Raw genomic sequence first — 23,199 nt, forward strand, 5'->3', positions numbered from 1 at the left:
TGTTGCGGAGATTACCCAAGATCGCCTGAAACCTGGGACGAAATGGAGCCTCCGCAGCATAATCCTATGCGCAACATCTTATCGCCAGGCGCAGATCTACGCCCGGCAGGGCATCAATCTTGATCGCTCGACACTCGCCGACTGGGTTGGCCGCGCCGCCTGGCACCTACGTCCGATTCATGAACGGCTGCTGGCGAAGCTGAAGTCCTCGCCGAAGCTGTTCGCCGACGAGACCACCGCGCCGGTACTCGATCCCGGTCGCGGCAAGACCAAGACAGGCCAGCTCTGGGCCTATGCGCGTGATGATCGGCCATGGAACGGAAGCGACCCACCGGGCGTCGCCTATGTCTATGCGCCGGACCGAAAGGCGGAGCGACCGATTGCTCACCTCGCAGGCTTTGCCGGAATCCTGCAGGTCGACGGATATGGTGGCTATCGGGTGCTCGCCGACAAGAGCGACGCAACGCTCGCCTTCTGCTGGGCACACGTGCGCCGGCGCTTCTACGAGCTCGCCGCAGCCGGCCCTGCGCCGATCGCGAGCGAGGCGCTCAGGCGCATCGCAGAACTCTATCACGTCGAGGACGACATCCGCGGCCAGCCGGCAGACGCACGTCTGCCGTGCGCCAGGAAAGCAGTCGACCGATCCTGGCTGAGCTCGAGCCGTGGTTGCGCGAAAAGCTCGGCCTGATCAGCCAGAAGACCAAGCTCGCCGAGGCGATCCGCTACACGCTCTCCCGATGGGAAGGACTCTCGCGCTTCCTCGACGATGGCCGCATCGAGATCGATAGCAACACTGTTGAACGCTCGATCCGTCCTATCGCGAAGCATGTTTCATTATGCACTCCATATTCAAGTATCTGTAAACATTGGAAGGGTATCCGCGTCAGCGGCGCGACACGGGCGACCTTTTCGGGCCACCGCAGATTTGACGGCTTCGGTGGTCAGGTCATCCGCGCGGATTTGATACGGTGCACCCCGAACAACCTGCTCGGCGGGAAGCACGCCGGTTTTGACGAGGCGGCGTATCGCGTGGTTTGTAACGCCTAACGCTGCTGCAGCCTCGGTCATGGTCAGCCATTCGCCGCCTTTCTCTGCCGATCTGTAGGCGTGGATTCCGCGCAAGCGCCGAACAGATGAGACGCGGTGCGCCGTCCAGGTTTTGCCTTGGCCTGTGGGCAAGCCCATCCGATTGAGCGACGCCGCGATATGCTCGTCAGACCAGCGGCCGGCCATACTGCGCATCACTGCCAGAGCATCCTCTGCTGTCGCGCACCCGTGCTCGCCGGCTCGCGGCTTGCGAACACGCAATTCCGAATGCTGCCCGCCGCGCCAATGGATGGTGAGCACGACGTCACGCGCTACATCGTCGACGCCGACAACGATATCGGCGATCAACGTTCGAAGCAGTTGCTGACGGGCGCGCATCGTCACATCAGGAGCGTTCCAGGCCGCCGACAGGTTTTCCGCCATATTGGCGAAGGCACTTGGATCGACTTCAATGGTGGATGGGTTTTCTGCAGGCTGGCGCGCCTCCAGATCCCGCACACGGCGTAATGCGATTTCCCAGTTTTTCTCCAGCTGCGCCGCGATCAGACGATTGTCGGGATCACAGGCTGCATAGCGGCGCTCGGCAAGACTGGGCTCGTAGCGGGCCTGTTGAAGTTCCAGATCAAGGATCTGGCGTTGATCATCTTGTCGTTCTCGGTGCATCCGCTCCGCCTCGAACGCAGCTTCGATCACCAAGGGTTCTACTGCGCGCAATAGTTCACGCGCAGCAGCCGCATCAACCCGCGGACCGCCAAAGGTCATGCACCTGGGCAAGCCCATCATCAGGTTCGGCTTGTCACAGCGATACACCGGTCGGCTTTGCGGATTTCCGGTATAGGTGACCGTCAGCCGCCGTCCGCACCGGCGGCACGTCATGATGCCCGAGAGCAGCGCTCGGCCTCCTCGGCCGGATTTTGCACCGTCGGCGCGACCATAGTTGTTGAGCGCCAACTGCTTCTGGTTTCGCTCGTGCTCCTCCCAGCTGATGTACCCTTCGTGGTGATCCTTGATGAACACGTCCCAAGTCCCGATCGGGTTTCCGTGGCCGTAACTGCGCCGCGCACGCCCCTCGACGATAGAGGTCCGCTTCTCGCTTTTCCCGTAAACGTGAACACCTGCGTAGAAGGGGTTTTTGAGCACCGCTATCACGTTGCGATAGCGGATCGGCAGCCAGGCGAAGCTGGTCGCCCCTCATCCGAAGGTCGAGGGAAGTGGATCTGATCAGCCGTCATCGACAACAGCACCTGGCGCGCGCTGCCAAGTTCCCTGAAGCGGGCGAAGATGAGCCGGATTACCTCCTGTAAGCGCAAATCAGGATCAAGCCCCAGACCTGCCTCGCGATGCCAGATATAGCCGAACGGGACTGACAAGCGCAGCTCGCCCCGGCGCGCCTTCGATCTGGCGGCCTCGAGCATCCGCGTCCTGAGTACGCCGAGTTCGAATTCGCTGATACTGCCTTTCATCCCCAGGAGCAGGCGGTCGTTGGGCTGGCACGGATTGTAAACGCCATCGTGGTCGATGACGCGGGCTTCGACGAGCCCGCATAACTCCAGAAGATGGTGCCAGTCACGGCCATTTCGCGCGAGCCTCGAGGCATCGAGGCACAAAACGGCACCTACCTTACCCGCGCACAGCCATGCTACCAGGCGATCGAAGCCGGGGCGGGCCACCGTTCCGCTCGCGGATCGTCCGAGATCATCGTCTATGACCTCGATGTCGGCGAAGCCGCGCTGACGTGCAATGTCGACGAGATCGTATTGCCGCCGCTGGCTTTCCAGGTTGGTCATGACCTGGGACTGTGTCGATTGACGCACATAGACGACGGCCTTGCGCTTCAGGAGCTGCGCCGGGATCAGTTCAGCGCCGGTCATCGCCGAGCTCCTCGACGACGAGACCGGTGGCCTGCATCAGGATTTGGGCAAGCGTGATTATCGCATTCGTTCGTTCCGCCTCGCTCATCCCGTCCATCCTGCGGGGCTCGAATATCAGGCTTATCTGTCTGCCCGAGGTCAGCGCGGGCACGTCGTGCTTTTCCATCGACTTTCTCCCAAGCGATTCCATCATCGCGTTGGGAGTTTGGAGAAGCCGTGACCGGGGTGACCAGCCTCTTCAAATCTGACAGCGCCCCGATATCAACCTGCGGCCGGCCAAGGCTCATCTCGGCGCAGACGACGGGATCAACCATCCAGCCCGGCATCGAAACGACAATGCCAAAGGGGCCTTCCACTTTGAGGAACTGGCCGGTCGCCCGCTGCTCTACACGTCGCACACTGACTTTTCGGCCGAAATAGGGATGCCAGGGATAGTGAACCTCTCGCTCTTCCCCGACATGGGCAGAATGAACGGGCGATGGCCCTAAACCGCAAGAATGCACTCTTTGCCGGATCGGACGGCGGCGCCGAGCACTGGGCCTTCGTCGCTTCGCTGATCGAAACCTGCAAACTCAATGGTGTCGAGCCGCTCGGCTATCTCACCGACATCCTCACCAGGATCGTCAACGGCCAGCCAAACAGCCAGATCGACGATCTGCTGCCGTGGGCCTACATCGGCGCTCCTGAACTCAGCGCAGTGGCCTGAGAACATCGCTTACGATTGACTCGATGAAGCCCCGGGCTGTCGGCTTGCCCGGTCGAGAGAACTCGAGCACGGGCCGTCATATATGGTCACAGGCCAATTCCCTGGAAACGAACTCAGGCCCCTAGTCGACCCGGCATGCCCTCGGACGACCGATCTGGCAGCCGCGATCCAGCGAGATGACAAGGTCCCCACACGGTGCTGAAGCGAGGACAGTCCGCCGGGACGTGTGGACCCGGCTCTTTCGGCCGGTCGCTAGCTCTCATGTTCCCTGTCAAGGTTGAAGGCAAGAAGGCTCGCCCGCTTGGCAGGTTTGCCATGCAGTCGGATCGGCTGAAGCTGCACAGGGCTGGGGGTGGGAGCTCAGAGACGACGGTTGATCAGACTCTCATCCGCGGTTTGGGTACCGGCCTTCCGTGTCTTCGTCTCGGGCTGTCCTCGGTCTAGAGGGCGGGCGTCGGGCGCATCGGCCCGGCCACATAACTAGCGACGGGAGTTTGGCGGAGTAGCGGTAAGTCCATGCGGCTTCGACCAATTCGTGACGGACGCGTCGATTGCCGGCGAGCGTGAGGCTCGACCGGCGAACCGTGTCACCGGTCGAGCGCTCCCCGGGGACGAGGCCGAGAAAGGCCATCAACTGCGGCGGCGTTTCGAAGCGACGCACATCCCCAATTTCGGCCGCGAAGATTACTGCGACCAGGAACGAGGCGCCGCGCATCGCCTGATAGGCCTCGACGACCCGCGCCATGGACCAGGTTGGCACGACGGCGCGCAACTGCTCGTCCAGGCGGTGTAGTCGCTGAGCCGCGTCCTCGATCGCGTCGATCTTCTCCTGGAACACGATCTGCTAAGCGGTATGCTCGAAGCTCTGGTGGGCAAGCCAGCGCCGGTGCGCCAACGTCCAATGACCGCCGCTCTCGTAGATCCGCCCGTGGCGCAGGAGGAAGGAAAGCAGCTGCTGGCGTTTGCGGCGCAGGTCGTCGGCTGCGGCTTCCCGGGCTCGCACCAGATCGCGGACAGCCTCGTGGACCACGTCCGGCACCCACACCCCGGTCAGCTCGCCCGCCCGATGCTGTCGCGCCAGCGTGACCGCGTTCCGCCGGTTGGTCTTGACGCGCTCGCCCGGCCGCTTCGGGATTAGGGCCGGCGCAACCACCATGCAGTCGTGTCCAAGATCGCGGACCTGCCGGCACAACCCATAACCGGTCGGCCCAGCCTCGAAGCAGACGTGCAGTCGATCGTACTTTTTTCCCAGCTTCTTGATCGTCCGCTCTATCGCCGCCGGACTGTTCTCGACCTCGCCGACGAACCGGACCTCGCCAGTGCGACCGCCCTCCGCGATCGCAACCGCGTGCTTCTTCTTGGCTACATCAAACGCAACAAATGCTTCGCTATACTCTCCCATGGCTCGCCCTCCGTGCGTGAGGATCGGCTCGGCCCATCCGAGCAACCCTCGTCTTTTAATCGCACGAAAGGGCGGGCCACCGATCTCCGCCTCGGAACATGACGTCTAGATGATCGTGGACAACGTAGCTGCACGTGGATGCGCCGGTAGTCGTGGCGCACCCTAGTGTGAGCAGTTTCCTTGATCCTTGCCTTTGGGTTCGGCCTGCTGGCCGAGGTTCGACTTATAGTCGTAGAGCGAGCGTATTGATCAGCAGAGTCGCGCACGGCCGGCGGATCGAACCTTACGGTCCATCTCGTTGCTAGATGACGGAAATATACAAACAGAATTTGACGCAAGCCCCCCGGCAATTGATCCTCGGCGAAGCTGCGAACTGTTGGCGGTTTCGAATTCTGGCCCGGCACATACTCTTGGCTGAATCAAACCGTCCATAATCTCGGCCGAAAAATGATCAGGAGCAAGCATGAAACTGCATGAATATGCCAATTGTGACGCCACGGAGCTCGCGGGACTGGTGCGCAGACGCGAGGTTAGCGCCGTGGAACTGGTCCGGTTGGCGCGCGAAGCGCACGATCATCTGAACCCGGCAATCAATGCGGTGGTTGAATTTTACGATGACGCTGAGTCCGTGTACGCATCGGACGCGGGTCCTTTCGCCGGCGTGCCTTTTCTACGCAAGGATTCTGGATCAAGCGAGGCCGGTCGGCTGCAGGAAAGGGGTAGCCGGCTCTTCCAAGGCCATAGGCCTACTGTCGATAGCTTTTTCACTCAAAATGCACGAAGCGCGGGGCTAAGGATTGTGGGTCGCACCACTGTGCCCGAGATGTGCCTATCGGGGTTGAGCAGTGAATCTGCCGCTTGCGGAATAACGCGCAACCCATGGAATCTGGAACGGTCCACGGGCGGTTCGTCCTCAGGCTCAGCGGCGGCTGTAGCGGCCGGTATCGTTCCGATCGCTCACGCCAATGACGGCGGTGGCTCAACCCGCATTCCAGCAGCCTGGTGCGGCCTCGTCGGCATGAATCCCTCACGGGGCCGTATTTCCACTGGACCTGACAAGCCTGATGCCGGCGATGGGCGCACCCGTGACTTCGTAGTCTGCCGTTCCGTTCGCGATATGGCCGCGGCCCTCGATGTCTTCCAAGGTGGGTTTCCGGGGGATCCCTTCATTATCGCCCCGCCAGAGCGACCTTACGTAGAAGAGCTGGGGCTTCCGACAGGCCGCCTCAGGGTCGGCGTCGCAAGCTCGTTCCGAGAGACGGGCCAAGCAACGGTTGAGGCTGATGTACGCGCGGCGGTTGCTCAAACCGCTAGGCTTTTGGAGTCAATGGGCCATTTCATTGAAGAAGACATGCCGCTGCCATACGACTCGGCTAGCCTCCAACGGGCTGACCTCGCTAGCCATTTCATGAGTCTTGCGTCCCTAGATGTTGACGCCCGTGCTGTCGGTCGTACGCTTGATGAGCAGACCGTACAGCCCGTTACTCTCGATTTCTACCGGACAGGCGCGCGGCTGCCGCTCGGTTACGCCCGCCAGTTAACTGAGGGCGTTCGCAAGATCCGCGCGGAGGTGGGGGAAGCGATGAAGGGCTTCGACATCCTCCTGACGCCCACCACGCCGTTCACCGCGCTTCCCCACGGTACATTGACTTGCAATCCTAACGCCGAGCCCAAGCCCCTTACGGCCCAACGCTTCATGGCGGCTCATTTCGAGTTTGATCAGTATCTGACGATCTTCAATTTCACCGGCCACCCCTCCGTTTCCTTACCGCTCTTCCAAGGCGCGGATGGCATGCCGATCGGTATTCAGATCGTCGGCCAATTTGGTGCTGAGTCGACACTCGTTCGCGTCGCGCGTGATTTGGAAGGGGCGTTGCCTTGGGCAACGCGGCGACCGTCTCTCTTTGCGGGAGCGTAGAGTGAGACCCTGCTCTTAGCCGGAGGTAATCAGTCTTAGCCGGAGGTAATCAGTCAACGACCGCCTATAGCAAGGTGGAAGGCGTCGGCCACGATAGGTTCGCTGGCGACCATGCTTCATCGCGGCGTGCTCGACCGATCTGGTTCGAGTGGCCTGGATCCGTCGAACCTTGAACCTCAATGAATAAACTAGCACTCGCAGCTCTCACCAGCTTTGGCGCGGCAGGTCTAATATCAACTAGAAACGGGGAACTGAAAATGTTTATTTCTCGACGTGGCCTTATCAAAGCAGGCATGGCAGCCGGAGCGGCAGCATCTCTCCCTTCGGTTCTACGGGCTCAGACAGCGCCAACCGACGCCCGGACGGTGCGCATGGTGATGAACGGTGACCTCAGCGTCTTCGATCCGATCCTTACGCCGGCAGGCATAACCGCCAACCATGCGCTGGCGATTTACGACACGCTGTTCGCACAGAATTCCAAATTGGCGCCCCAGCCGCAAATGGTGAGGAAGTGGGACCTCTCCGAGGATAAGAAGACGTATACATTCGAGCTTAGGGACGGCCTGGGTTGGCACGACGGCACCCCCGTAACTGCGGCGGACTGCGTCGCCTCAATCCGGCGTTGGGCTCAGGTCGATGGCGGCGGACAACTTCTCTTGGAGCGGGCTAGCGATATCTCGAGGAAGGACGACAAGACCTTCACTATCGTGCTCAAGGAGCCACTGGGACTCCTGATCGACGTTTTAGCGAAAATGTCAGCGCCAATCCCTTTCATGATGCGCGAAAAGGACGCTAACCGCGCCGCGACGGAACAGGTGACCACGAATATCGGATCTGGACCGTTCAAGTTCAACGAGGCCCTTGCCAAGCCGGGCGCGAGCTTCGCTTATGATCGCAACGAACATTACGTACCCCGCAAGGAGCCATCCGACGGACGCGCCGGAGGGAAGGTCGTCAACGTTGATCGAGTCATCTGGGATAACATCGCAGATCAGCAGACTGCTTTGGCGGCTTTGCAGGCGGGTGAAATTGACTTCGTTGAAACTCCTCCTGCCGATTTTTATTCAACGATCGAGAGTGATCCGAACCTTGCTCTCCAGATTCTGGCCAAGTCTGGCGACGACATTATCCTACGCATGAACCATCTGCAAAAGCCGTTCGACAATGTCAAGGCGCGCAAAGCGATGCTCCACCTGGTCGACCAAGAGGCGTTCCTGCGCGTGATGGTCCCCTATCCAAAATTTGGTCACACCCTTACTTCAATATTTGGAAACACGACACTTTATTCGAATGACGAAAATACAGGCTGGTACAAGAAGGGGGGTGACCCGGAGAAGGCCAAACAGCTCTTCAAGGAGGCAGGATACGCAGGCGAGAAGGTCGTCATTCTACAGCCTACCAACTGGGCGCAGGTCAGCGACGCCGCGCAGCTTCTGGCAGCCTCGCTGCGGAAGATCGGCGTTAATGTCGAGCTTGCGCCAAGCGACTGGGGCGGCGTTGTCGCGCGCCGGGCGAACAAGGGCCCCGTAGAGAACGGCGGATGGAGCATCTTTATCACAACCGATACCGACTACGGCCAAGGCGATCCAATCACCGCGATCTTCCAGAGGGCGAGTGGTGACAAGGCTTCTTACGGCTGGCCTCAGAACGACGGATATGAGGCTCTTCGGGCCAGTTGGAAGGATGTTGACACGCTCGAAGAGCGCAAGGCACTGGCCCGCAAGATGCAACGGATCTGGTGGGACTTCGTCGGCGACATTAGGCCGGGGCAGCTTCTCTCGCCAATCGCGCGGCGCAAGACACTCACCGGCCTTATCGAGACCCCAGCGCACATCCTTATGTGGAACATGCAGAAGGTTTGATGGCGCCATGGCTACATACGTCCGTGGCAGGATGATTTCGACCGTCGCCCTCATGGCGATGGTCGGGATCTTCGTCTTCCTGTTTCTCAGACTGGCGCCCGGCGACCCGGCGGCCATGATCGCCGGCAGGTCAGCCACGGAGGAGATGATCGCCGGCATCCGCGAGCAGCTGGGCTTGAACGATCCCCTGCCGGTTCAGTTGCTGGCGTTGTTTATCGTTCTCGCACTCGCTGCCCCGAATTCCGCCGGCGATCCACTGAACATGGATCCATTCAAGCAGTCACCTTCCGCCGAGATCTGGTTTGGAAGCGATAATCTGGGCCGTGACGTGTTGCATGAACCGTATTAGGCACCCGGATCTCCGTAATTGTCGGATTGACTTCGGCGGCGGGCAGCTTGGCGATATCCAGGTAATCTTCTCCATGAACGGGTCTCCCTTTTGTGACTTTCGACAGCCACACTTCGGCACATTGCGATGCCGGCAGCGGAGGCCGCCCACATGGGGTAATCGCGGGAGCGACGCACCCTGGAACCAATCATAGCCTTGGAGGGTGGCTGTTCCCCGATAAGATGAAGGTACGGGCTCACGACTGGACGCCGGGCCCAGGCATCTAACGGAGAACAGCCATGGCAGAATATATCGGTCTCGACATGTCGATGAAAGAGACGGCAGTGTTGATCCGCCGTGAAGGCGAGCGGATCTGGCGCGGGAAGGGCGCATCTGATCCCAACATCATTGCCGAGCTTGTCCGCAAGCGGGCGCCAGCTATAAAGCGAGTGGTGTTCGAAACGGGGCCTCTCTCCGTATGGTTCTATCATGCGCTGCGCGCCGAGGGTTTGCCGGCAATCTGCATCGATGCCCGCCACGCCAAAGCTGCGCTCGATATGGCGGCGAATAAGACGGATGCGAATGACGCCGATGGTTTGGCGCAGCTTGCAGAGGTGGGCTTCTTCCGCGAGGTGCGGGTGAAAGGATACGACAGCATGCTGACCCGAACGCTCGTGGCGGCACGCACCCGGCTGGTCCGGATCACCACCGAGCTTTCCAACCAGATTCGTGGAATCATGAAAACGTTCGGCTTGCTCGTTCCTGCAGGTAAGGGAACCACGTTCGAGAACAACGTTCGGCGCCTCCTTATCGATAACAAGGAGCTTGCTCTTATCGTGCTGCCGATGTTGGAGGCCTGGCACGGCATTCGCATCCGCGCCGCCGAGCTCGGACGCCAGCTCGTCGCGGATGCCCGCCAAAGCCAGGCTTGCCGCATCCTCATGTCGATCCCCGGCATCGGCGCCATCACCGCGACCTCTTTCGCCACTGCCATTGAAGATCCGGGCAACTTCAAGAAGTCCCGATCTGTTGGCGCCTGGATCGGCCTGACGACGCGCCGCTACCAATCCGGAGAAGTCGATTATGACGGCCATATATCCCGACGCGGCGACCGCCATTTGCGAGGGCTTCTCTACGAAGCCGCGGCGGTCATTCTGACGCGTAGCTCAACTGACAGCACCCTGCGCACATGGGGACTTCAACTGCGGGAGAGGATCGGCTTCAAAAGAGCTGCTGTGGCCGTGGCGCGCAAACTGGCGGTGATAATGCATACGATGCTTAAAACCGGTGAGCTCTTTAATCCGAATGCGGGAGCCACAACGTAAAACCGGATAGCGTTCAGACTCTGAACGCCTGAGGCGTCCCTGCCGGGACGTGAGCCGAGCCATTCCGCTGATGGGGTTGCGCCGCTGTCTCAGCAAAGTGCGTCGTCCACATTGAAGGCTCGTCCCGCGAAGCTCCATCATGCGGCGACTAATGTCGACCGCGAAGACAACCATGCACCCGGCAGTGCCGCTTCAACAAACTCCACGCTTGACGCCCCAACTGCGATTAGACAACCCCATCAGTTCACCGCATCGAAGGGCGCGATGGTACAGCGCCAGGCGTGACGTGCCCGTGACAGCGCCGCTTGTGAACATCGAGCAGCGGTTAGTTTCACCAAGCCAAGCGGCGGCCATCTAAGAGCGCGATGGTACCGCTCGGAACATTATATTGGCGTTTTGAAGACAGTTCGACGCATACTCATAAAACGGAGACCGGCGCCTAGTCGCCTGAGTACTCGCAACAGGGATGAACAATGAGCGAACCCCCACATCTTACCGTTAATCTCGACGCCCCTGGCGTAAGCACGGGGCACCTTGTTGTTCCCAAAGGCGCGGACTGCGAAGCTCTTTCGCTCCCGGTCTTCAGCTGCAATAGAGGGGAGGGACCGAGCCTCCTTATCACTGGCGGAAACCATGGCAATGAACTTCAGGGGCCGATTCTTGCTCGGCGACTTGTTGAATGGCTTCCCGAAGCCCAGAGGTGCGGAAGGATCATTATCGTACCAGAGATCAATCCGCTTGCCGTGCAAGCATGGACCCGCAACACGCCAATTGATGGAAAGAATCTCAACCGAGTGTTTCCGGGCCGGTCGGATGGCTCGTTAAGCGAACGGATCGCAGATGCGATTTCTCGTCTATTGTTGCCTATGGTGGACAACGTACTCGATCTGCACAGTTTTGGGCCGACTTGGGATTGTGCTCCGTCGATTATCTCACACCCTATTGCTGATATCGATCAGATGACGAAGACGGTCAGCATTTCAGAGGCATTCAAGTTGCCGGTGATGTTGCTCTGGGAGCACAACGAAACTGATGGAATGTTCGATACTTTGGTGCATAGACAAGGCAAGACATTCATTTGCACTGAATTTGGTGGCGGCGTAGTCAGCGCCGAAGCTCTCACCATCTATGAAGCTGGGGTACGCAATGGCCTCATTGCGCTTGGCCTGGTCGAGGGCAAGGCCGAGTATCCAACGTTCCGTCAGCAGAAGTCCGGCCAAACATTAGAAACCACTTCCTCCGACCAGCTGAAATCGCCTTCAGCGGGCATCTTCGAACCGCGCTGCTCGGTGATGGATGAAGTGGAGCAGGGGGATATGATAGGCGTCCTACATCCGATGGGTTCGCTGTCCGCTGCTACCATCGATATTCGCGCGCAATCGAAATCTGTCGTGTTCGCCATCCGATCAGCAATGTATGTCCAAGACAACGAAGACGTGGCGGTACTTGCACGCCCCTTAGCTCACTGAGGTCGGATGTTCGTCGTCAACCAGCTGGGAGATTAAGAGGAAAACGGTAACATGCCGGGCGATGTCAGGCGCAGCAGACCGGGGTGTCGTTCCACCTCATGACGGGTCTTTGTTTCAAAGAGACTGGTACTAAGATCACCCGATCTTTAATCTTCGCGGAAAGGTACGAGCCACTCATCGAAAGCCCGCCCCGCGAGTTGATCTTTAAGGACTGACAATGCGCGACGTGATACTGCAGGACATCTCCGAAAGCTTTGCTAATACATGCACAAGACCATATGGTTTGCGTGGAATCGCCGTGGCCCCGATGAAGGTTGTGACCTTGACGTTGCCCCCAGTTTTTATCCAAGTTTCCGGCGTGGGTTGTGCCCTGCTGGGCGAGTGAAGCGACGGGCGCTGGCGCGGAGCCTTTGGCGTAGCGCAGCGCGAGCGACCGTCGCGGATTGAACGTGGCGGCAAACTCGGCCGGTGTCCGGGGAGAGGTCCATGCCGCGTAAGCCCACGACTCACCAGTTTGATCTGTTCCCCAGGTTGAACGACATCGACACGATGATGGAGGCGCCGCGATGGCAGGCGCTGGCTGTCGAGACGCGTCGGTCAGTGACCAAGCTGATGGTGCGTCTGATCCTCGACCACGTCGGCGGCGATCGCGCCGGGCGACAGGAGGCGCGGATCATGATGCATGAGAAGATCAGGCCGCACCATCTTGAGCGCAAGGCGATACTGTACGTGCGGTAGTCGTCGGCCCATCAGGTCCTGCACAACCGCGAGAGCAGCACGCTTCAATATGCGATGCGCGATCGCCTGACGGCGCTTGGGTGGTCTCGCGTCGAGACGGTCGATGACGATCTCGCCCGGTCCGCCGCCGGCGGCGTCGCACGCGCCGGTTTCGACCGAATGGTCGCGGAAGTCTGTCTCGGCAAGGTCGGTGCGGTCGCGGTGCGGGAAGTGTCGCGGTTTGCCCGCAACAGCCGCGACTGGCAGCAGCTCATCGAGATGTGTCGTGTCGTCGATACCGTGCTGATCGACCAGGAGACGGTCTATGCGCCGCGTCAGGGCAATGATCGACTGCTGCTGGGATTGAAGGGCAGTCTTAACGAGTATGAACTCGAACTTCTGCGCCAGCGTTCGCTGTCGGCCCGCTACGAGAAGGGCGCGCCGCGGCGAACTCGTCGTCGCAGCCCCTGTCGGCTTCGTGAAGGTCGGCGATCGGCTTGAGAAGGAACCTGATCGGCGTGTGCAAGAGGCGATCATCCTTGGCCGGCCGCGCCGGCGTGACTTCAGATCGCCATAAAGCCTCAAGTGATCACGCCTCAGGAAAAGCACTGACCACTGTCCCTGTCGGGACGATGGCGTCGGTGGGGGAGACAGCCCTATTTAAGGTACTGCGTCGATTAAGGCACCCACGTCCCGAACGCTAACATGCGGTGACCCAGTGTTAACCGCGAAGAGAACCACAGAGCCGGCAGGAACATGGATACACCGAAAAGGAGCATGCAATCAGCTCCGCGATCAGAGAACCCATCTCTTCCGCAATCCGCTTTCTCTTCATCAGTCCGTCCTTCAATCGAGGCCGGACTCTAATCTCAGATGGAAGGAATTACCCGTCGCAGGTGACCTCAGCACGACACTTGGGCACGTTCTGCAGTGCGGCATCACCACCTACAAAACCACGGCAGATCGAGGTGTCACACTGGCCCGCCAGGCATTCAAATTAGTTTATAGAACCTTAACGAATGCAAATCGCAGACTATGTTATGTTCACTGCAAAGTCTCAGGTCATCGACTGAAAAAGCTAATGTCGTTTATCTCGACCGTTCCATAGCACGCAACGTCGGAGTCAATAGCCAATGGCAAGAAGAGCGCTCATCCTAGTTGAAGGCAGATGGAGTAACGGTCCGTTATATGTCCAAGCGGCTCAGCGTCTTGGTCTTCATCCAATTATCCTATTGGCTGACCCAGCTAAGTACGACTCTCTTCCGGGGGAAAGCATTGAGGCAATCCGCGTTGATACAGACAATCTCGATGAGCTGATCCGCGAATGTTCTCAGCTGCGTGCGATCCATGACATTGCTGGCATTACCAGCGCCGAGGAGTCGTTCTATGCGACAGTTGGCAAACTCTGCCGGTATTTCGATCTACCGGGACCGAATCCGGTATCCATTGAACGATGCTGCGACAAATTCGTTCAACGTCAGCTCCTCGCGGAAGCCGGGGTTCCAACACCTGCTTATCGCTTGGCAGCGAATGCGATGGACGTAGAAAGCTCTACCGCCGAAATAGGCCTACCGGTGATTCTTAAGCCAGCCGTAGGCACCGGCAGTAGCGGTGTCCGATTGTGCCGCAACGTCGAAGAGGTAGCCGAACATACGACCAATCTGTTGGGCGGGAAGGACACATGGCTGTCTTCGCCAAAACAACGTAAATGGCAGTCGTCGCCGAGGATACTGGTCGAAGAATTCGCACAAGGCCCTCATTATTACGTTCATGTAATGGGGCATGAGGTGATTGGGGTCGACGCCGCTGACTTCGGGAGCCCGCCGTATTTCGTCTCTCGTGATATCACCTTCCCGGCCTCGCTGACCGATGTCGAATATAAGCGTATCGCCGATGTTTCGCTGAGCTGTTTGCAAGCCCTCGGCCTTGGCTGGGGGCCAACGAACATTGAACTCCGGTGGACGAAGCTTGGCCCAGTCGTCATTGAAGTCAATCCGCGTCTTGCAGGTTCGCCCGATCCTCAACTGGTTCAGCTGGCTTACGGTGTTGATCTCGTCACCGAGCACATCAAGCTTGTCATCGGCGACGAATGGAATTTGCGCAAAAGGCATTCGCACACTGCGGCCGCGAGGTACCTAATTCCCGATTGCGATGGCACTCTCGATTGGATCGATGGCGTCAGTCGGGCGGCTGCTATGTCAGGTGTTGCCGAGGTCAAATTGTATTTTGAACCCGAGACGGCGATCGTCAGGAAAGGCGATAACCGAGACCACATAGCACGTGTCATCGCCGCTTCACCCAGCCGTGCTCGGACCGAGGCGATAATTCAGCGTGCCGTAGACTCAATCGACTGGTCGATCACACCATTTCCGACCCTTGGCGAATAGCAACAATCTGGGAGCGTGCCGGCTTGCAGGGAGCTGATCTGTGAAGCATCGGAGGATTTGTGCGCTGCTGATCAGGCAGCGATCCCCGGAGAACTGCTAGGCTGGAAGGGATCGAATTGAAGGCGTACCTTGCCTTTCGCTTGCGCCGTGGATTATCTCGCTCTGGCCCCCGGCGCTCGTACCTGCTAGGCTCAACGCCTAGCAGGCTTCTCTGATTGGGGTCGTTGGGGGCAAGCTCCTCCTGATATTTTTCCGGATCATGTCGCCCCGCGGGTCACTTCGCTTCTCTTCGCGGTCGACGTGAGGCCGCCGCATGGTGTTGGACGCGATTCCGAGGCGAAGCCGGACGGCTTAGAGCGCCTCTGGGTCTTTTTCGATATTTGTCGACGAAGTCGTTTCCGGTCAAGCAGGAGTTGCGTCTGGGACTGGCAGGACCTTGTGTTTGCGCATGCTTTCACCGGAAAGTTCGATGCGGTAGGCGTTATGAACAAGGCGGTCGAGAACGGCGTCGGCGATGGTCGGATTGCCGATCATGTCGTACCAGTGATCCACGGGAATTTGACTTGTGACGATGGTGGAACGCTTCTCGTAGCGATCCTCGACGATTTCCAGGAGATCGCGGCGTTGTTCGTCGTTGAGCTTCTCAGGCCCCCAATCGTCTAAAATAGGCAAATCGATTTTGGCCAGGCTCTTGAGCAGCTTCGCGTAACGGCCGTCTCCGCGGGCAAGGGCGAGTGTAGCGAAGAGGCGCGGCACACGGTGGTATGCGACCGAAAGGTCCTCGCGGCATGCCTTGTGGCCGAGCGCGCAGGCCAGCCAGCTCTTTCCGAGGCCGGCCGGTCCGATCAGGAGCAGGCTATGGCGCTGTCTGATCCAGTCGCATGTCCCCAGCTTCATGAAGAGATTGCGATCGAGACCGCGAGTTGCACGGAAATCGGCGTTCTCGAGCTGGGCGTCATGACGTAGTCTGGCGGCTCGCGCTCTGGCCTCGAAGCGCTTCTGACGGCGCGTTGTCGCCTCCCGTTCGAGCAGGAGGGCAAGCCATTCGCCGTGCTCGAGGGCTCTTGCCTCCGGTTGCATCTCCAGTTCCCGGAACGCGCTGGCCATGTCGGAAAGACCGAGGTCGCGCAGCATGTCGATGGTAGGGTTGGTCAGCATCGTTGATTGTTTCCTTAGTGAAAGTAGCCGGGGCCACGAAGATTGGCGTGCGCGCCGACGGCGGCAGGTTCGGCGGTATGCCTGGACGCTTTGTAGGTTTTGATGAGGGCGCTGATGCTTTTGCTGTTCAGGCCGCCGATCTCGAGCGCACCCGCCGAAACGGCTTCGGCCTGCGCCGTGTCGATCACCTGGTAGAGCTTGAGAACGCCGAGGCATGAGCGCCGGAAGTGCTTCGGCGACCATTCCGCGTAGCGGCGGTGCGAACTGGGCATGTGGTCCGGATCGGTTCCGAAACGGTCCCCACCATAGCGGCGCTGATGGGCAGCGACGCGTTTGTCCTTGAAGAAGATCTCGATCGTTCGGCTCGTCGCTCGGACATCCACCTGCTCTCGAATGAGGCTGTGCGGCACGGAGTAGAAATAGCGCTCGAACTCGACATGATAGTCTGTCGATACACGCGCCAGCCGCCACTCGGCGAACTCGTATTCCTCGGCTGGCAGCACGGCGAGCGCTGGACGTTCCATCGTCTCGAACAGGTCGCGACGGCACTGGCCCAGTCGGCGCATGACGTGGGTGTTGATCCGCTCGACAGCCTCCCGGATTGCGGCATTAGCTTCGTCCAGGGAAAAGAAAGTATGGTTTCGCAGCCGGCCGAGAATGCAGCTTTGAGCGAAACGGACGCCGCTTTCGACCTTGGCTTTATCCTTCGGTCGCCTCGGCCGCGCCGGCAGAACCCGGACACCGTAGTGGGAAGCCATCATGCCGAAGCTGCGATTGATATCTGGATCGTAGAAGCTCGACCGGTTCACGCCAGACTTCAGGTTGTCGGGAACAATCAGGCGGGGCACGCCGCCAAAGAAGCGGAACATGCGTACATGCGAGCCAATCCAATCCGGCAAGGTCTGGCTCCAGGTCGCCTCGGCAAAGGCGTAGCTCGATGCGCCGAGCACCCCGAGAAAGATCTCGGCCTCGCGGATCTCGCCGGTCTTGCGGTCCACGATCGGCAGCTTCTTACCGGAATAGTCGACGAATACCTTGTCACCGGCGACATGCTTCTGGCGCATCGTTGGCGTCAGGCGCCGCTCGAAGCCTCTAAACAGGTCACAGAACCTGCTGTAAGCGTAACCTTCAGGATGAACGGCCCGATACTCCTCCCACAGGATCGACAGCGTCACGCCCGGCTTCTTCAGTTCGACCGTCAGCGCGCCCCAGTCGGGCTCGGCGCGTCGGCGTATCCCTTGTTTGACGCCCTGACGGGAGAAGAGCCGATGTTCGAGAACAGTCAGCTTCGCAGGCAATGGCCAGGAAAGCCCGGCGGCACTCGCTCGCTCTATGTTGTCCTGCACCGTACTGCGGGCGATTCCAAGCATGGTGGCAATGTCGCGAACGCTTATGCCGTCCGCGCTTAGTCGAAGCAGTTGTCTCAATTGTCTCATTGTCAGCCTTCTTCTCTTCGGCATGCATCGCTCCTCTACGGGCGAGGAGATGCATGCCCAGGTTGCTGACCCAAAGGCACTATCCAGGCTTCAAAACTGTCCGGTTTTTAATCGGAATGCCGTCCGGTAAATCGTCGGAATCTGCAGTGGACGGCCCCCGCACTGCATCGATGTGCCAGAATGAGGTCGTTGCAGATCTCAAGCAAAGGAGACCGTCCGTGGAACGAATTATTCGAATTGGCATCGACACGTCACAGCACGTCTTCCAACTCGATGGCGTAAACGCGGCTGAGGAGCCGGTGCTTCGCAAGAAGCTGCGGCGCGAGGAGGTGGCAGCGTTGTTCGAGAAGCTGTCGCTGACGGTGGTAGCGATCGAAGCGTGCGGCGGAGCGCACCACTGGGCGCGTCTCCTGCAGTCGTTCGGGCACGAAGTGAAGTTGATCCCTCCGCAATATGTCAAACGTACGTCAAGCGCGGCAAGAACGATGCGGCCGATGCCGAAGCGCTGTGCGAGGCGATGAGCCGGCCGACGATGCGCTTCGTACCGGTCAAGATAGCCGACACCCAGGCGGCATTGATGGCGACGCGACGATTCCGGAGCATGTGGGGACTCGAAGGACAATGAAGCGGCCCTCCCGAGCCGAGCAGCTCGGTTCGACATTCGAGAGAACTGATCCGGCGCTCCGCCGAAAAGACGAGCAGTGGACGATGGCGCTAGCCGGATTACTCATCGATGCGAGTGGCCTTGGGTGGATTGCCGAACTTGCACAGTCGTACGTTGCAGCACTGCGGCGGGGAGATGATCAGTGTTCATCGTCGTCACGCTACCCTTTACTAGAAGCTTCTCGGCTTTGATCGCAGGCCAAAATAGAGGGGGGTCATTCAGAACGTTGATGACACGATAGTCGCACGACAACGACTCAAGCTATCAAGGGCATCGGTCGACCAAGGGAAGACATGTTTGCAAATATCCTTGTTTGCAAACTAGCGCCCCAATCCATCCTCGCGTGATCAACAGGCGGTTGCTGTGCGGCAACGCCGCTTACAGAACGGCGGCAGATCCAGGTGTTCAACTCGCCAGCGAGGCATTCAACACAATTTACAGAAGTTTAACGACCGAAAATTGCTGACGATGCTATGTTCACTTCGAAGTCTCAGGTCATCGGCCGAGAAACTAATGCCGTTTACCCCCACCGCCCCACAGGGCGCAACGTCGGAGTCAATAGGCAGTGGCAAGAAGAGCGCTCATCCTGATCGAGGGCACAAGCAATATGCTGCTATACGTCCAAGCCGCCCAGCGTCTTGGTTTTGATCCAATTATGCTGTCGGCTGATCCAGCTCAGTACAACTCTCTTTGGGCGGAAAGCATTGAGGCGATCCGTGTCGATACAGACAATCTCGATGCGCTGATCCGCGAATGTTCTCGGCTGCGTGCTACCAATGACATTGCTGGCATTACGTCTTCCGCAGAGTCGTTCTATGCCACAGCTGGCAAGATCTGCCGATATTTCGATTTGCCGGGACCGAACCCCGCATCGATTGAACGATGCTGCGACAAATTCGTTCAACGTCAGCTCCTCGCGGGAGCCGGCGTCCCAATACCTGCTTATCGCTTGGCAGCGAATGCGACGGAGGTTGAACGCTCTGCCGCGGAGATCGGCCTGCCGGTGATCCTTAAACCAGCCGTCGGCATCGGCAGCAGCGGTGTCCGATTGTGCCGCAACGTCGAAGAGGCAGCCGAACATACGACCTATCTGTTGGGCGGGGAGCATAGATGGCGGTCCCCACCGCGGGTACTGGTCGAAGAATTCTCACAAGGCCCCCAGTATAACCTCGAAATAATGGGAAATGAGGTGATTGGCATCGCCGCCGCTGATTACGGCCCACCTAATTTCGTCTGTCGTGGGCACGTCTATCCGGCCCGGTTGACTGATAACGAGTATAAACGTATCGCCGATGTTTCGCTGAGCTGCTTGCCAGCTCTCGGCCTTGGCTGGGGGCCAACGAACATTGAACTCCGGTGGACGAAGCTTGGCCCAGTCGTGATTGAAGTCAATCCGCGTCTTGCGGGTTCGCCCGTTGCTGACATGGTTCAGCTGGCTTACGGTGTTGATCTCGTCACCGAGCACATCAAGCTTGTCATCGGCGACGAATGGAATTTGCGCAAAAGGCATTCGCACACTGCGGCCGCGAGGTACCTAATTCCCGATTGCGATGGCACTCTCGATTGGATCGATGGCGTCAGTCGGGCGGCTGCTATCTCAGGTGTCGCGGAGGTCAAATTCTATGTTGAACCCGAGACGGCGATCCGTAGGCACGGCGATTACCGAGATAAGATCGGACATGTCATAGCCGCTTCACCCAGCCTTGCTCGGACCGAGGCGATACTTCAGCGTGCCATCGACTCAATCGACTGGTCGATCACACCATTTTCGACCCTTGGGGAACGGGAACAGTAAGAAGCTCCTTGCCTCACGGACTGATAAAAGGAATATAGGAGAGTAGTTCATCGCGAGATCGCGTGAGCATGAGCCGGGTAAGTGCGGGTGATCTGGCTCGCAGGCGTTGGATCTCCGACTTGGCGAAGAGCGCCTCGCGCGGGCCGAGCTCCGCGATCCGCCCCCAAAGACATGACCGCAACCCGAACACGCCGATATACTCTATGACCCAAGGTCATGCGAGATGAACACGAAGGCGATGCCCATCTGTATGGAGATCCATGAGGGGATTCAGAATCCGCGCCTACACGGACCGGCCCCCGCCGAGCGTGCGAACCGTGCCGGCTTCTTGTGCAAAGCGCTCCGTCGGAGGCCACGCGGGTCGTGCCGTGCACACGCTGATCGGCGACCTCGGGCGTCCTGATGCGCCTCGAACGAATCAATTGTGAAGGGACGGGTCCATCCCTGCTGAAAACCGATACTGTCGCAGTGATCCAAGGGAAAGGTGGAGACGGGCAGACGATCGGATTTACGGGCGGGACATTGACGCCCTGCCGATTGTTGTACCGTCCAACAGAACTTGGTCATCGCAGGTGCCGGGGGCGGCATCCCCTTCACGGTGCCGCCCTCCAAGATGCATGCATGCCGCCATGACGGTCACATGGCATGCTGCACAGCGCCGCGAAGTACCTTGCCGCGGGAGTTCGAGGGTTCCGTGGCATTGATCTTTCAGCCCTCCGAAGAAAACGGACGTGGCGGCCAAAGGATGGTACAGGGAGGAATCATGGACCGTTTCGGTATTTCCCAGTTTTTGGCACGCACTCGCCAGACATGAAGGTCGGGAGTTTCACATTTGGACGGTCCTATCGCGACCGATGCCAAGTTCGCACGATTCTGATCGTCCTCATCGGGGTGCCGGGGGGCTACGCTGCCGATGGAAATACGAGAGGCCTGGCGTCACATTCACCGCTACATTCTCCTGGGATACTCCGATGGAATTACGCCTCCGCCGGTCTGAGTCCATCTCGGAACTAGATGGCCGCGATACACAGACTGAATTTGACGTAAGCTCTGCGGCACTTGAAAATCGACTAAACGATCAAATGGCAAAAAACAGAACGGGAGGATACATGAGCTTTTTTGGTAACTGTTGGCGCTTCATGCAGGGCGAATTCCGTTCGCTGTCACGGTCGGGTGCCATTTCGTCGCCGGCCGGGCTTCGTCGCGACTCTCGGACGAGGTGCGGCGCCCGAAAAGGTGCCCATTGAAGCTTATGATAACCATCCTACGCCGAGACTAGCGTAAAGGTAACGGCCGTCATCAATGAGATCACATAGATAGCACATAGATAGGTAGTGCTAGTCAGTGGACTCCAGGTCCGTCTACAGGGCCGAACCTGCCGCAAGACCGCAGGAACTGGTCCAAAGTCAGCGCGGCAGCAAGATCCTAGTCGCCGCGGACTGTCCGGTGCTCATCCATCATTGTAGGTACGTGGATCAACAGCGCCACTAAACCTAAGGAAGGGGAATTGGAACATGACAATCTCACGACGCGAAACGATCAAGGCAGGTTTGGCCGCCGCAGCGGCTATATCGATCCCGTCAGTCCTGCGAGCACAGGCAGCGCCATCCGCAGCGCGGACGGTCCGGATGGTGATGGGTGACCTCAGTGTGTTCGACCCGGTCGTCACGACGGCAACCATCACTGCCAACCATGGCCTGGTGGTTTACGATACGCTCTTTGCACTTGATTCCAAGTTGACCCCACAGCCGCAAATGATCGGGAGATGGGGGGGGTCCGACGACAAGAAGACCTATACGTTCGAGCTCCGCGATGGTCTAGGCTGGCACGACGGCACTCCCGTCACTGCGGCGGATTGCGTGGCCTCGATCCGTCGCTGGGCCCAAGTGGACCCCGGCGGAAAACTGATTATGGAGCGAGCCAGGGATGTCTCGAAGAAGGATGACAAGAACTTCACCATCGCGCTAAAGGAGCCGTTGGGGATTCTGATCGATATTCTGGCGAAAGTTGCTCCGCCGTGCCTATACATTATGCGCCAGAAAGACGCGAGCCGGCCTGCGACAGAGCAGGTAACCGCGAATATCGGATCTGGGCCCTTCAAATTCAACGAGGCTCTTGCCAAGCCGGGCTCGAACTTCACCTACGACCGCAATGAAAAATACGTTCCGCGCAACGAACCGGCCGACGGGCTGGCCGGCGGGAAGGTCGTCAACGTCGATCGTGTCATCTGGGACAATATTTCCGATCAGCAGACTGCTTTTGCGGCCTTGCAGTCGGGCGAGGTCGATTTCCTCTCAGCGCCGCCTGCCGATCTTTACTCAGCGATTGAGAGCGACGCCAACCTTGCACTGCAGGTTCTGAACAAGTCGGGCAGTGTTTACTTCATGCGCATGAACTGTCTGCAGAAGCCGTTCGACAACGTCAAGGCGCGCCAAGCGATGCTCCACCTGATCGATCAGGAGGCATTCATGCGTACCAGTTTTCCTCCGGAATACATTAGCGCCGTCACTTCGATATTTGGAAACCATACACCTTATTCCAACGACGAAAATACGGGGTGGTACAAGAAGGGTGGTGACCCGGAAAAAGCCAAGCAGCTCTTCAAGGAGGCCGGCTACGCCGGGGAGAAGGTCGTCATCCTCCAATCCACGGATTGGCCGGAGGCCAGCAATTGCTCGCAGCTTCTGGCGGCAACACTGCGAAAGATTGGGGTCAATGCCGAGCTTGCCCCTAGCGACTGGGGCGGCCTTGTCGCGCGCCGGGCAAACAACGGTCCCGTTGAGAACGGCGGCTGGAGCATATTCATCACGAACGAGTCCGATTATGAACGTAGCGATCCAGTCGGTAACCCTACTCTAAGCGCGAATGGCGAGAAGGGTTGGTTCGGCTGGCCGAAGAGCGATGAATATGAGGCTCTTCGCGCCAAATGGTCGAACGTCGATACGCTTGAAGAGCGCAAGGCACTGGCGCGCAAGATGCAACAAGAATATTGGAATTTCGCAGGCACCGTTCTGCTGGGTGAAGTTGTCTCGCCGATCGCGCGCCGCAAGGCACTCACCGGCCTGATCGGCATGCCGGCGATCCTCCCGATGTGGAACATGCAGAAGGCTTGAG

13 protein-coding genes and 6 pseudogenes are annotated in these 23,199 nt (G+C 59.0%); 14 read left to right on the top strand and 5 right to left on the bottom strand.

All coding sequences use genetic code 11. The annotated features are described in order from the left end of the window. Window positions 1–79 precede the first annotated feature (79 nt). A pseudogene (gene tnpC / locus ACWGS8_RS33530) lies at window positions 80–822 on the top strand (IS66 family transposase); the annotation flags it as partial. A 27-nt stretch (window positions 823–849) separates the two neighbouring features. Here tnpC and ACWGS8_RS33535 read toward each other — a convergent pair. Both ACWGS8_RS33535 and ACWGS8_RS33540 read right to left on the bottom strand, forming a co-directional pair. After that, window positions 850–2,918: pseudogene (locus ACWGS8_RS33535) on the bottom strand (recombinase family protein). Beyond that, window positions 2,905–3,084 (bottom strand): hypothetical protein, encoded by a 180-nt coding sequence (locus ACWGS8_RS33540; protein WP_454584945.1) that lies wholly within the window; start codon window positions 3,082–3,084, stop codon window positions 2,905–2,907. The pseudogene ACWGS8_RS33535 and the gene ACWGS8_RS33540 overlap by 14 nt, the downstream one beginning before the upstream one ends. A 306-nt stretch (window positions 3,085–3,390) precedes the next feature. Between ACWGS8_RS33540 and ACWGS8_RS33545 the strand changes: the two are divergent. Then, window positions 3,391–3,624, top strand: a pseudogene (locus ACWGS8_RS33545) (transposase domain-containing protein); the annotation flags it as partial. Window positions 3,625–4,114: 490 nt separating this feature from the next. On the opposite strand, the pseudogene ACWGS8_RS33550 reads toward ACWGS8_RS33545, so the two are convergent. Next, window positions 4,115–5,026: pseudogene (locus ACWGS8_RS33550) on the bottom strand (IS110 family transposase); the annotation flags it as partial. A gap of 463 nt (window positions 5,027–5,489) precedes the next feature. Between ACWGS8_RS33550 and ACWGS8_RS33555 the strand changes: the two are divergent. The 8 genes and pseudogenes from ACWGS8_RS33555 to ACWGS8_RS33590 all read left to right on the top strand — a co-directional run bounded on the left by ACWGS8_RS33555 (window position 5,490) and on the right by ACWGS8_RS33590 (window position 15,032). Next, window positions 5,490–6,944: an amidase gene (locus tag ACWGS8_RS33555; RefSeq protein WP_454584946.1), complete on the top strand. Its 1,455-nt coding sequence runs from the start codon at window positions 5,490–5,492 to the stop codon at window positions 6,942–6,944. 257 nt (window positions 6,945–7,201) lie between these two features. Beyond that, window positions 7,202–8,806 carry an ABC transporter substrate-binding protein gene (locus ACWGS8_RS33560; protein WP_454584947.1) on the top strand — a complete coding sequence of 535 codons (1,605 nt, stop codon included), beginning with the start codon at window positions 7,202–7,204 and terminating at the stop codon, window positions 8,804–8,806. Between the two features lie 7 nt (window positions 8,807–8,813). After that, window positions 8,814–9,011 (top strand): annotated as a pseudogene (locus tag ACWGS8_RS33565) (ABC transporter permease); the annotation flags it as partial. 422 nt (window positions 9,012–9,433) lie between these two features. Next, the gene (locus tag ACWGS8_RS33570) at window positions 9,434–10,459 is read left to right on the top strand and encodes an IS110 family transposase (RefSeq protein WP_454584948.1); all 1,026 of its coding nucleotides are present in this window, start codon (window positions 9,434–9,436) and stop codon (window positions 10,457–10,459) included. 473 nt (window positions 10,460–10,932) lie between these two features. Next, window positions 10,933–11,928: a succinylglutamate desuccinylase/aspartoacylase family protein gene (locus tag ACWGS8_RS33575; RefSeq protein ID WP_454584949.1), complete on the top strand. Its 996-nt coding sequence runs from the start codon at window positions 10,933–10,935 to the stop codon at window positions 11,926–11,928. 486 nt (window positions 11,929–12,414) lie between these two features. Continuing rightward, complete coding sequence (locus ACWGS8_RS33580; RefSeq protein ID WP_454584950.1) at window positions 12,415–12,666, top strand: hypothetical protein; 252 nt, start codon at window positions 12,415–12,417, stop codon at window positions 12,664–12,666. Between the two features lie 54 nt (window positions 12,667–12,720). After that, on the top strand, window positions 12,721–13,146 hold the full coding sequence (locus ACWGS8_RS33585; protein ID WP_454584951.1) for a recombinase family protein: 426 nt from the start codon (window positions 12,721–12,723) through the stop codon (window positions 13,144–13,146). A 632-nt stretch (window positions 13,147–13,778) separates the two neighbouring features. Beyond that, complete coding sequence (locus ACWGS8_RS33590) at window positions 13,779–15,032, top strand: ATP-grasp domain-containing protein (protein ID WP_454584952.1); 1,254 nt, start codon at window positions 13,779–13,781, stop codon at window positions 15,030–15,032. A gap of 402 nt (window positions 15,033–15,434) precedes the next feature. On the opposite strand, the gene istB is transcribed toward ACWGS8_RS33590, so the two are convergent. Both istB and istA read right to left on the bottom strand, forming a co-directional pair. Next, on the bottom strand, window positions 15,435–16,190 hold the full coding sequence (istB, locus tag ACWGS8_RS33595; protein WP_454584953.1) for an IS21-like element helper ATPase IstB: 756 nt from the start codon (window positions 16,188–16,190) through the stop codon (window positions 15,435–15,437). A 14-nt stretch (window positions 16,191–16,204) separates the two neighbouring features. Continuing rightward, window positions 16,205–17,650, bottom strand: coding sequence for an IS21 family transposase (istA, locus tag ACWGS8_RS33600; protein WP_454584954.1), 1,446 nt, complete (start codon window positions 17,648–17,650; stop codon window positions 16,205–16,207). Between the two features lie 194 nt (window positions 17,651–17,844). On the opposite strand from istA, the pseudogene ACWGS8_RS33605 reads away from it, so the two are divergent. From ACWGS8_RS33605 to ACWGS8_RS33620, 4 genes and pseudogenes are all read left to right on the top strand, one after another. After that, window positions 17,845–18,206 (top strand): annotated as a pseudogene (locus tag ACWGS8_RS33605) (IS110 family transposase); the annotation flags it as partial. A 649-nt stretch (window positions 18,207–18,855) separates the two neighbouring features. After that, on the top strand, window positions 18,856–20,085 hold the full coding sequence (locus tag ACWGS8_RS33610) for an ATP-grasp domain-containing protein (RefSeq protein ID WP_454584955.1): 1,230 nt from the start codon (window positions 18,856–18,858) through the stop codon (window positions 20,083–20,085). A gap of 640 nt (window positions 20,086–20,725) precedes the next feature. Then, the gene (locus ACWGS8_RS33615; protein ID WP_454584970.1) at window positions 20,726–20,899 is read left to right on the top strand and encodes a M20/M25/M40 family metallo-hydrolase; all 174 of its coding nucleotides are present in this window, start codon (window positions 20,726–20,728) and stop codon (window positions 20,897–20,899) included. A gap of 700 nt (window positions 20,900–21,599) precedes the next feature. After that, entirely contained in the window at window positions 21,600–23,198 is a 1,599-nt protein-coding gene (locus ACWGS8_RS33620; protein WP_454584956.1) for an ABC transporter substrate-binding protein, read from the top strand. Window position 23,199 lies beyond the last annotated feature (1 nt).

The sequence above is a fragment of the Mesorhizobium sp. 43Arga genome (assembly GCF_053714255.1).

What these genes read in the sequence shown, in the direction of transcription:
- ACWGS8_RS33540 (WP_454584945.1), bottom strand. Translation starts at nt 3,084, where the DNA reads ATGGAAAAGCACGACGTGCCCGCGCTGACCTCGGGCAGACAGATAAGC.
- ACWGS8_RS33555 (WP_454584946.1), top strand. Translation starts at nt 5,490, where the DNA reads ATGAAACTGCATGAATATGCCAATTGTGACGCCACGGAGCTCGCGGGA.
- ACWGS8_RS33560 (WP_454584947.1), top strand. Translation starts at nt 7,202, where the DNA reads ATGTTTATTTCTCGACGTGGCCTTATCAAAGCAGGCATGGCAGCCGGA.
- ACWGS8_RS33570 (WP_454584948.1), top strand. Translation starts at nt 9,434, where the DNA reads ATGGCAGAATATATCGGTCTCGACATGTCGATGAAAGAGACGGCAGTG.
- ACWGS8_RS33575 (WP_454584949.1), top strand. Translation starts at nt 10,933, where the DNA reads ATGAGCGAACCCCCACATCTTACCGTTAATCTCGACGCCCCTGGCGTA.
- ACWGS8_RS33580 (WP_454584950.1), top strand. Translation starts at nt 12,415, where the DNA reads ATGCCGCGTAAGCCCACGACTCACCAGTTTGATCTGTTCCCCAGGTTG.
- ACWGS8_RS33585 (WP_454584951.1), top strand. Translation starts at nt 12,721, where the DNA reads ATGCGCGATCGCCTGACGGCGCTTGGGTGGTCTCGCGTCGAGACGGTC.
- ACWGS8_RS33590 (WP_454584952.1), top strand. Translation starts at nt 13,779, where the DNA reads ATGGCAAGAAGAGCGCTCATCCTAGTTGAAGGCAGATGGAGTAACGGT.
- istB (WP_454584953.1), bottom strand. Translation starts at nt 16,190, where the DNA reads ATGCTGACCAACCCTACCATCGACATGCTGCGCGACCTCGGTCTTTCC.
- istA (WP_454584954.1), bottom strand. Translation starts at nt 17,650, where the DNA reads ATGCCGAAGAGAAGAAGGCTGACAATGAGACAATTGAGACAACTGCTT.
- ACWGS8_RS33615 (WP_454584970.1), top strand. Translation starts at nt 20,726, where the DNA reads ATGGCATGCTGCACAGCGCCGCGAAGTACCTTGCCGCGGGAGTTCGAG.
- ACWGS8_RS33620 (WP_454584956.1), top strand. Translation starts at nt 21,600, where the DNA reads ATGACAATCTCACGACGCGAAACGATCAAGGCAGGTTTGGCCGCCGCA.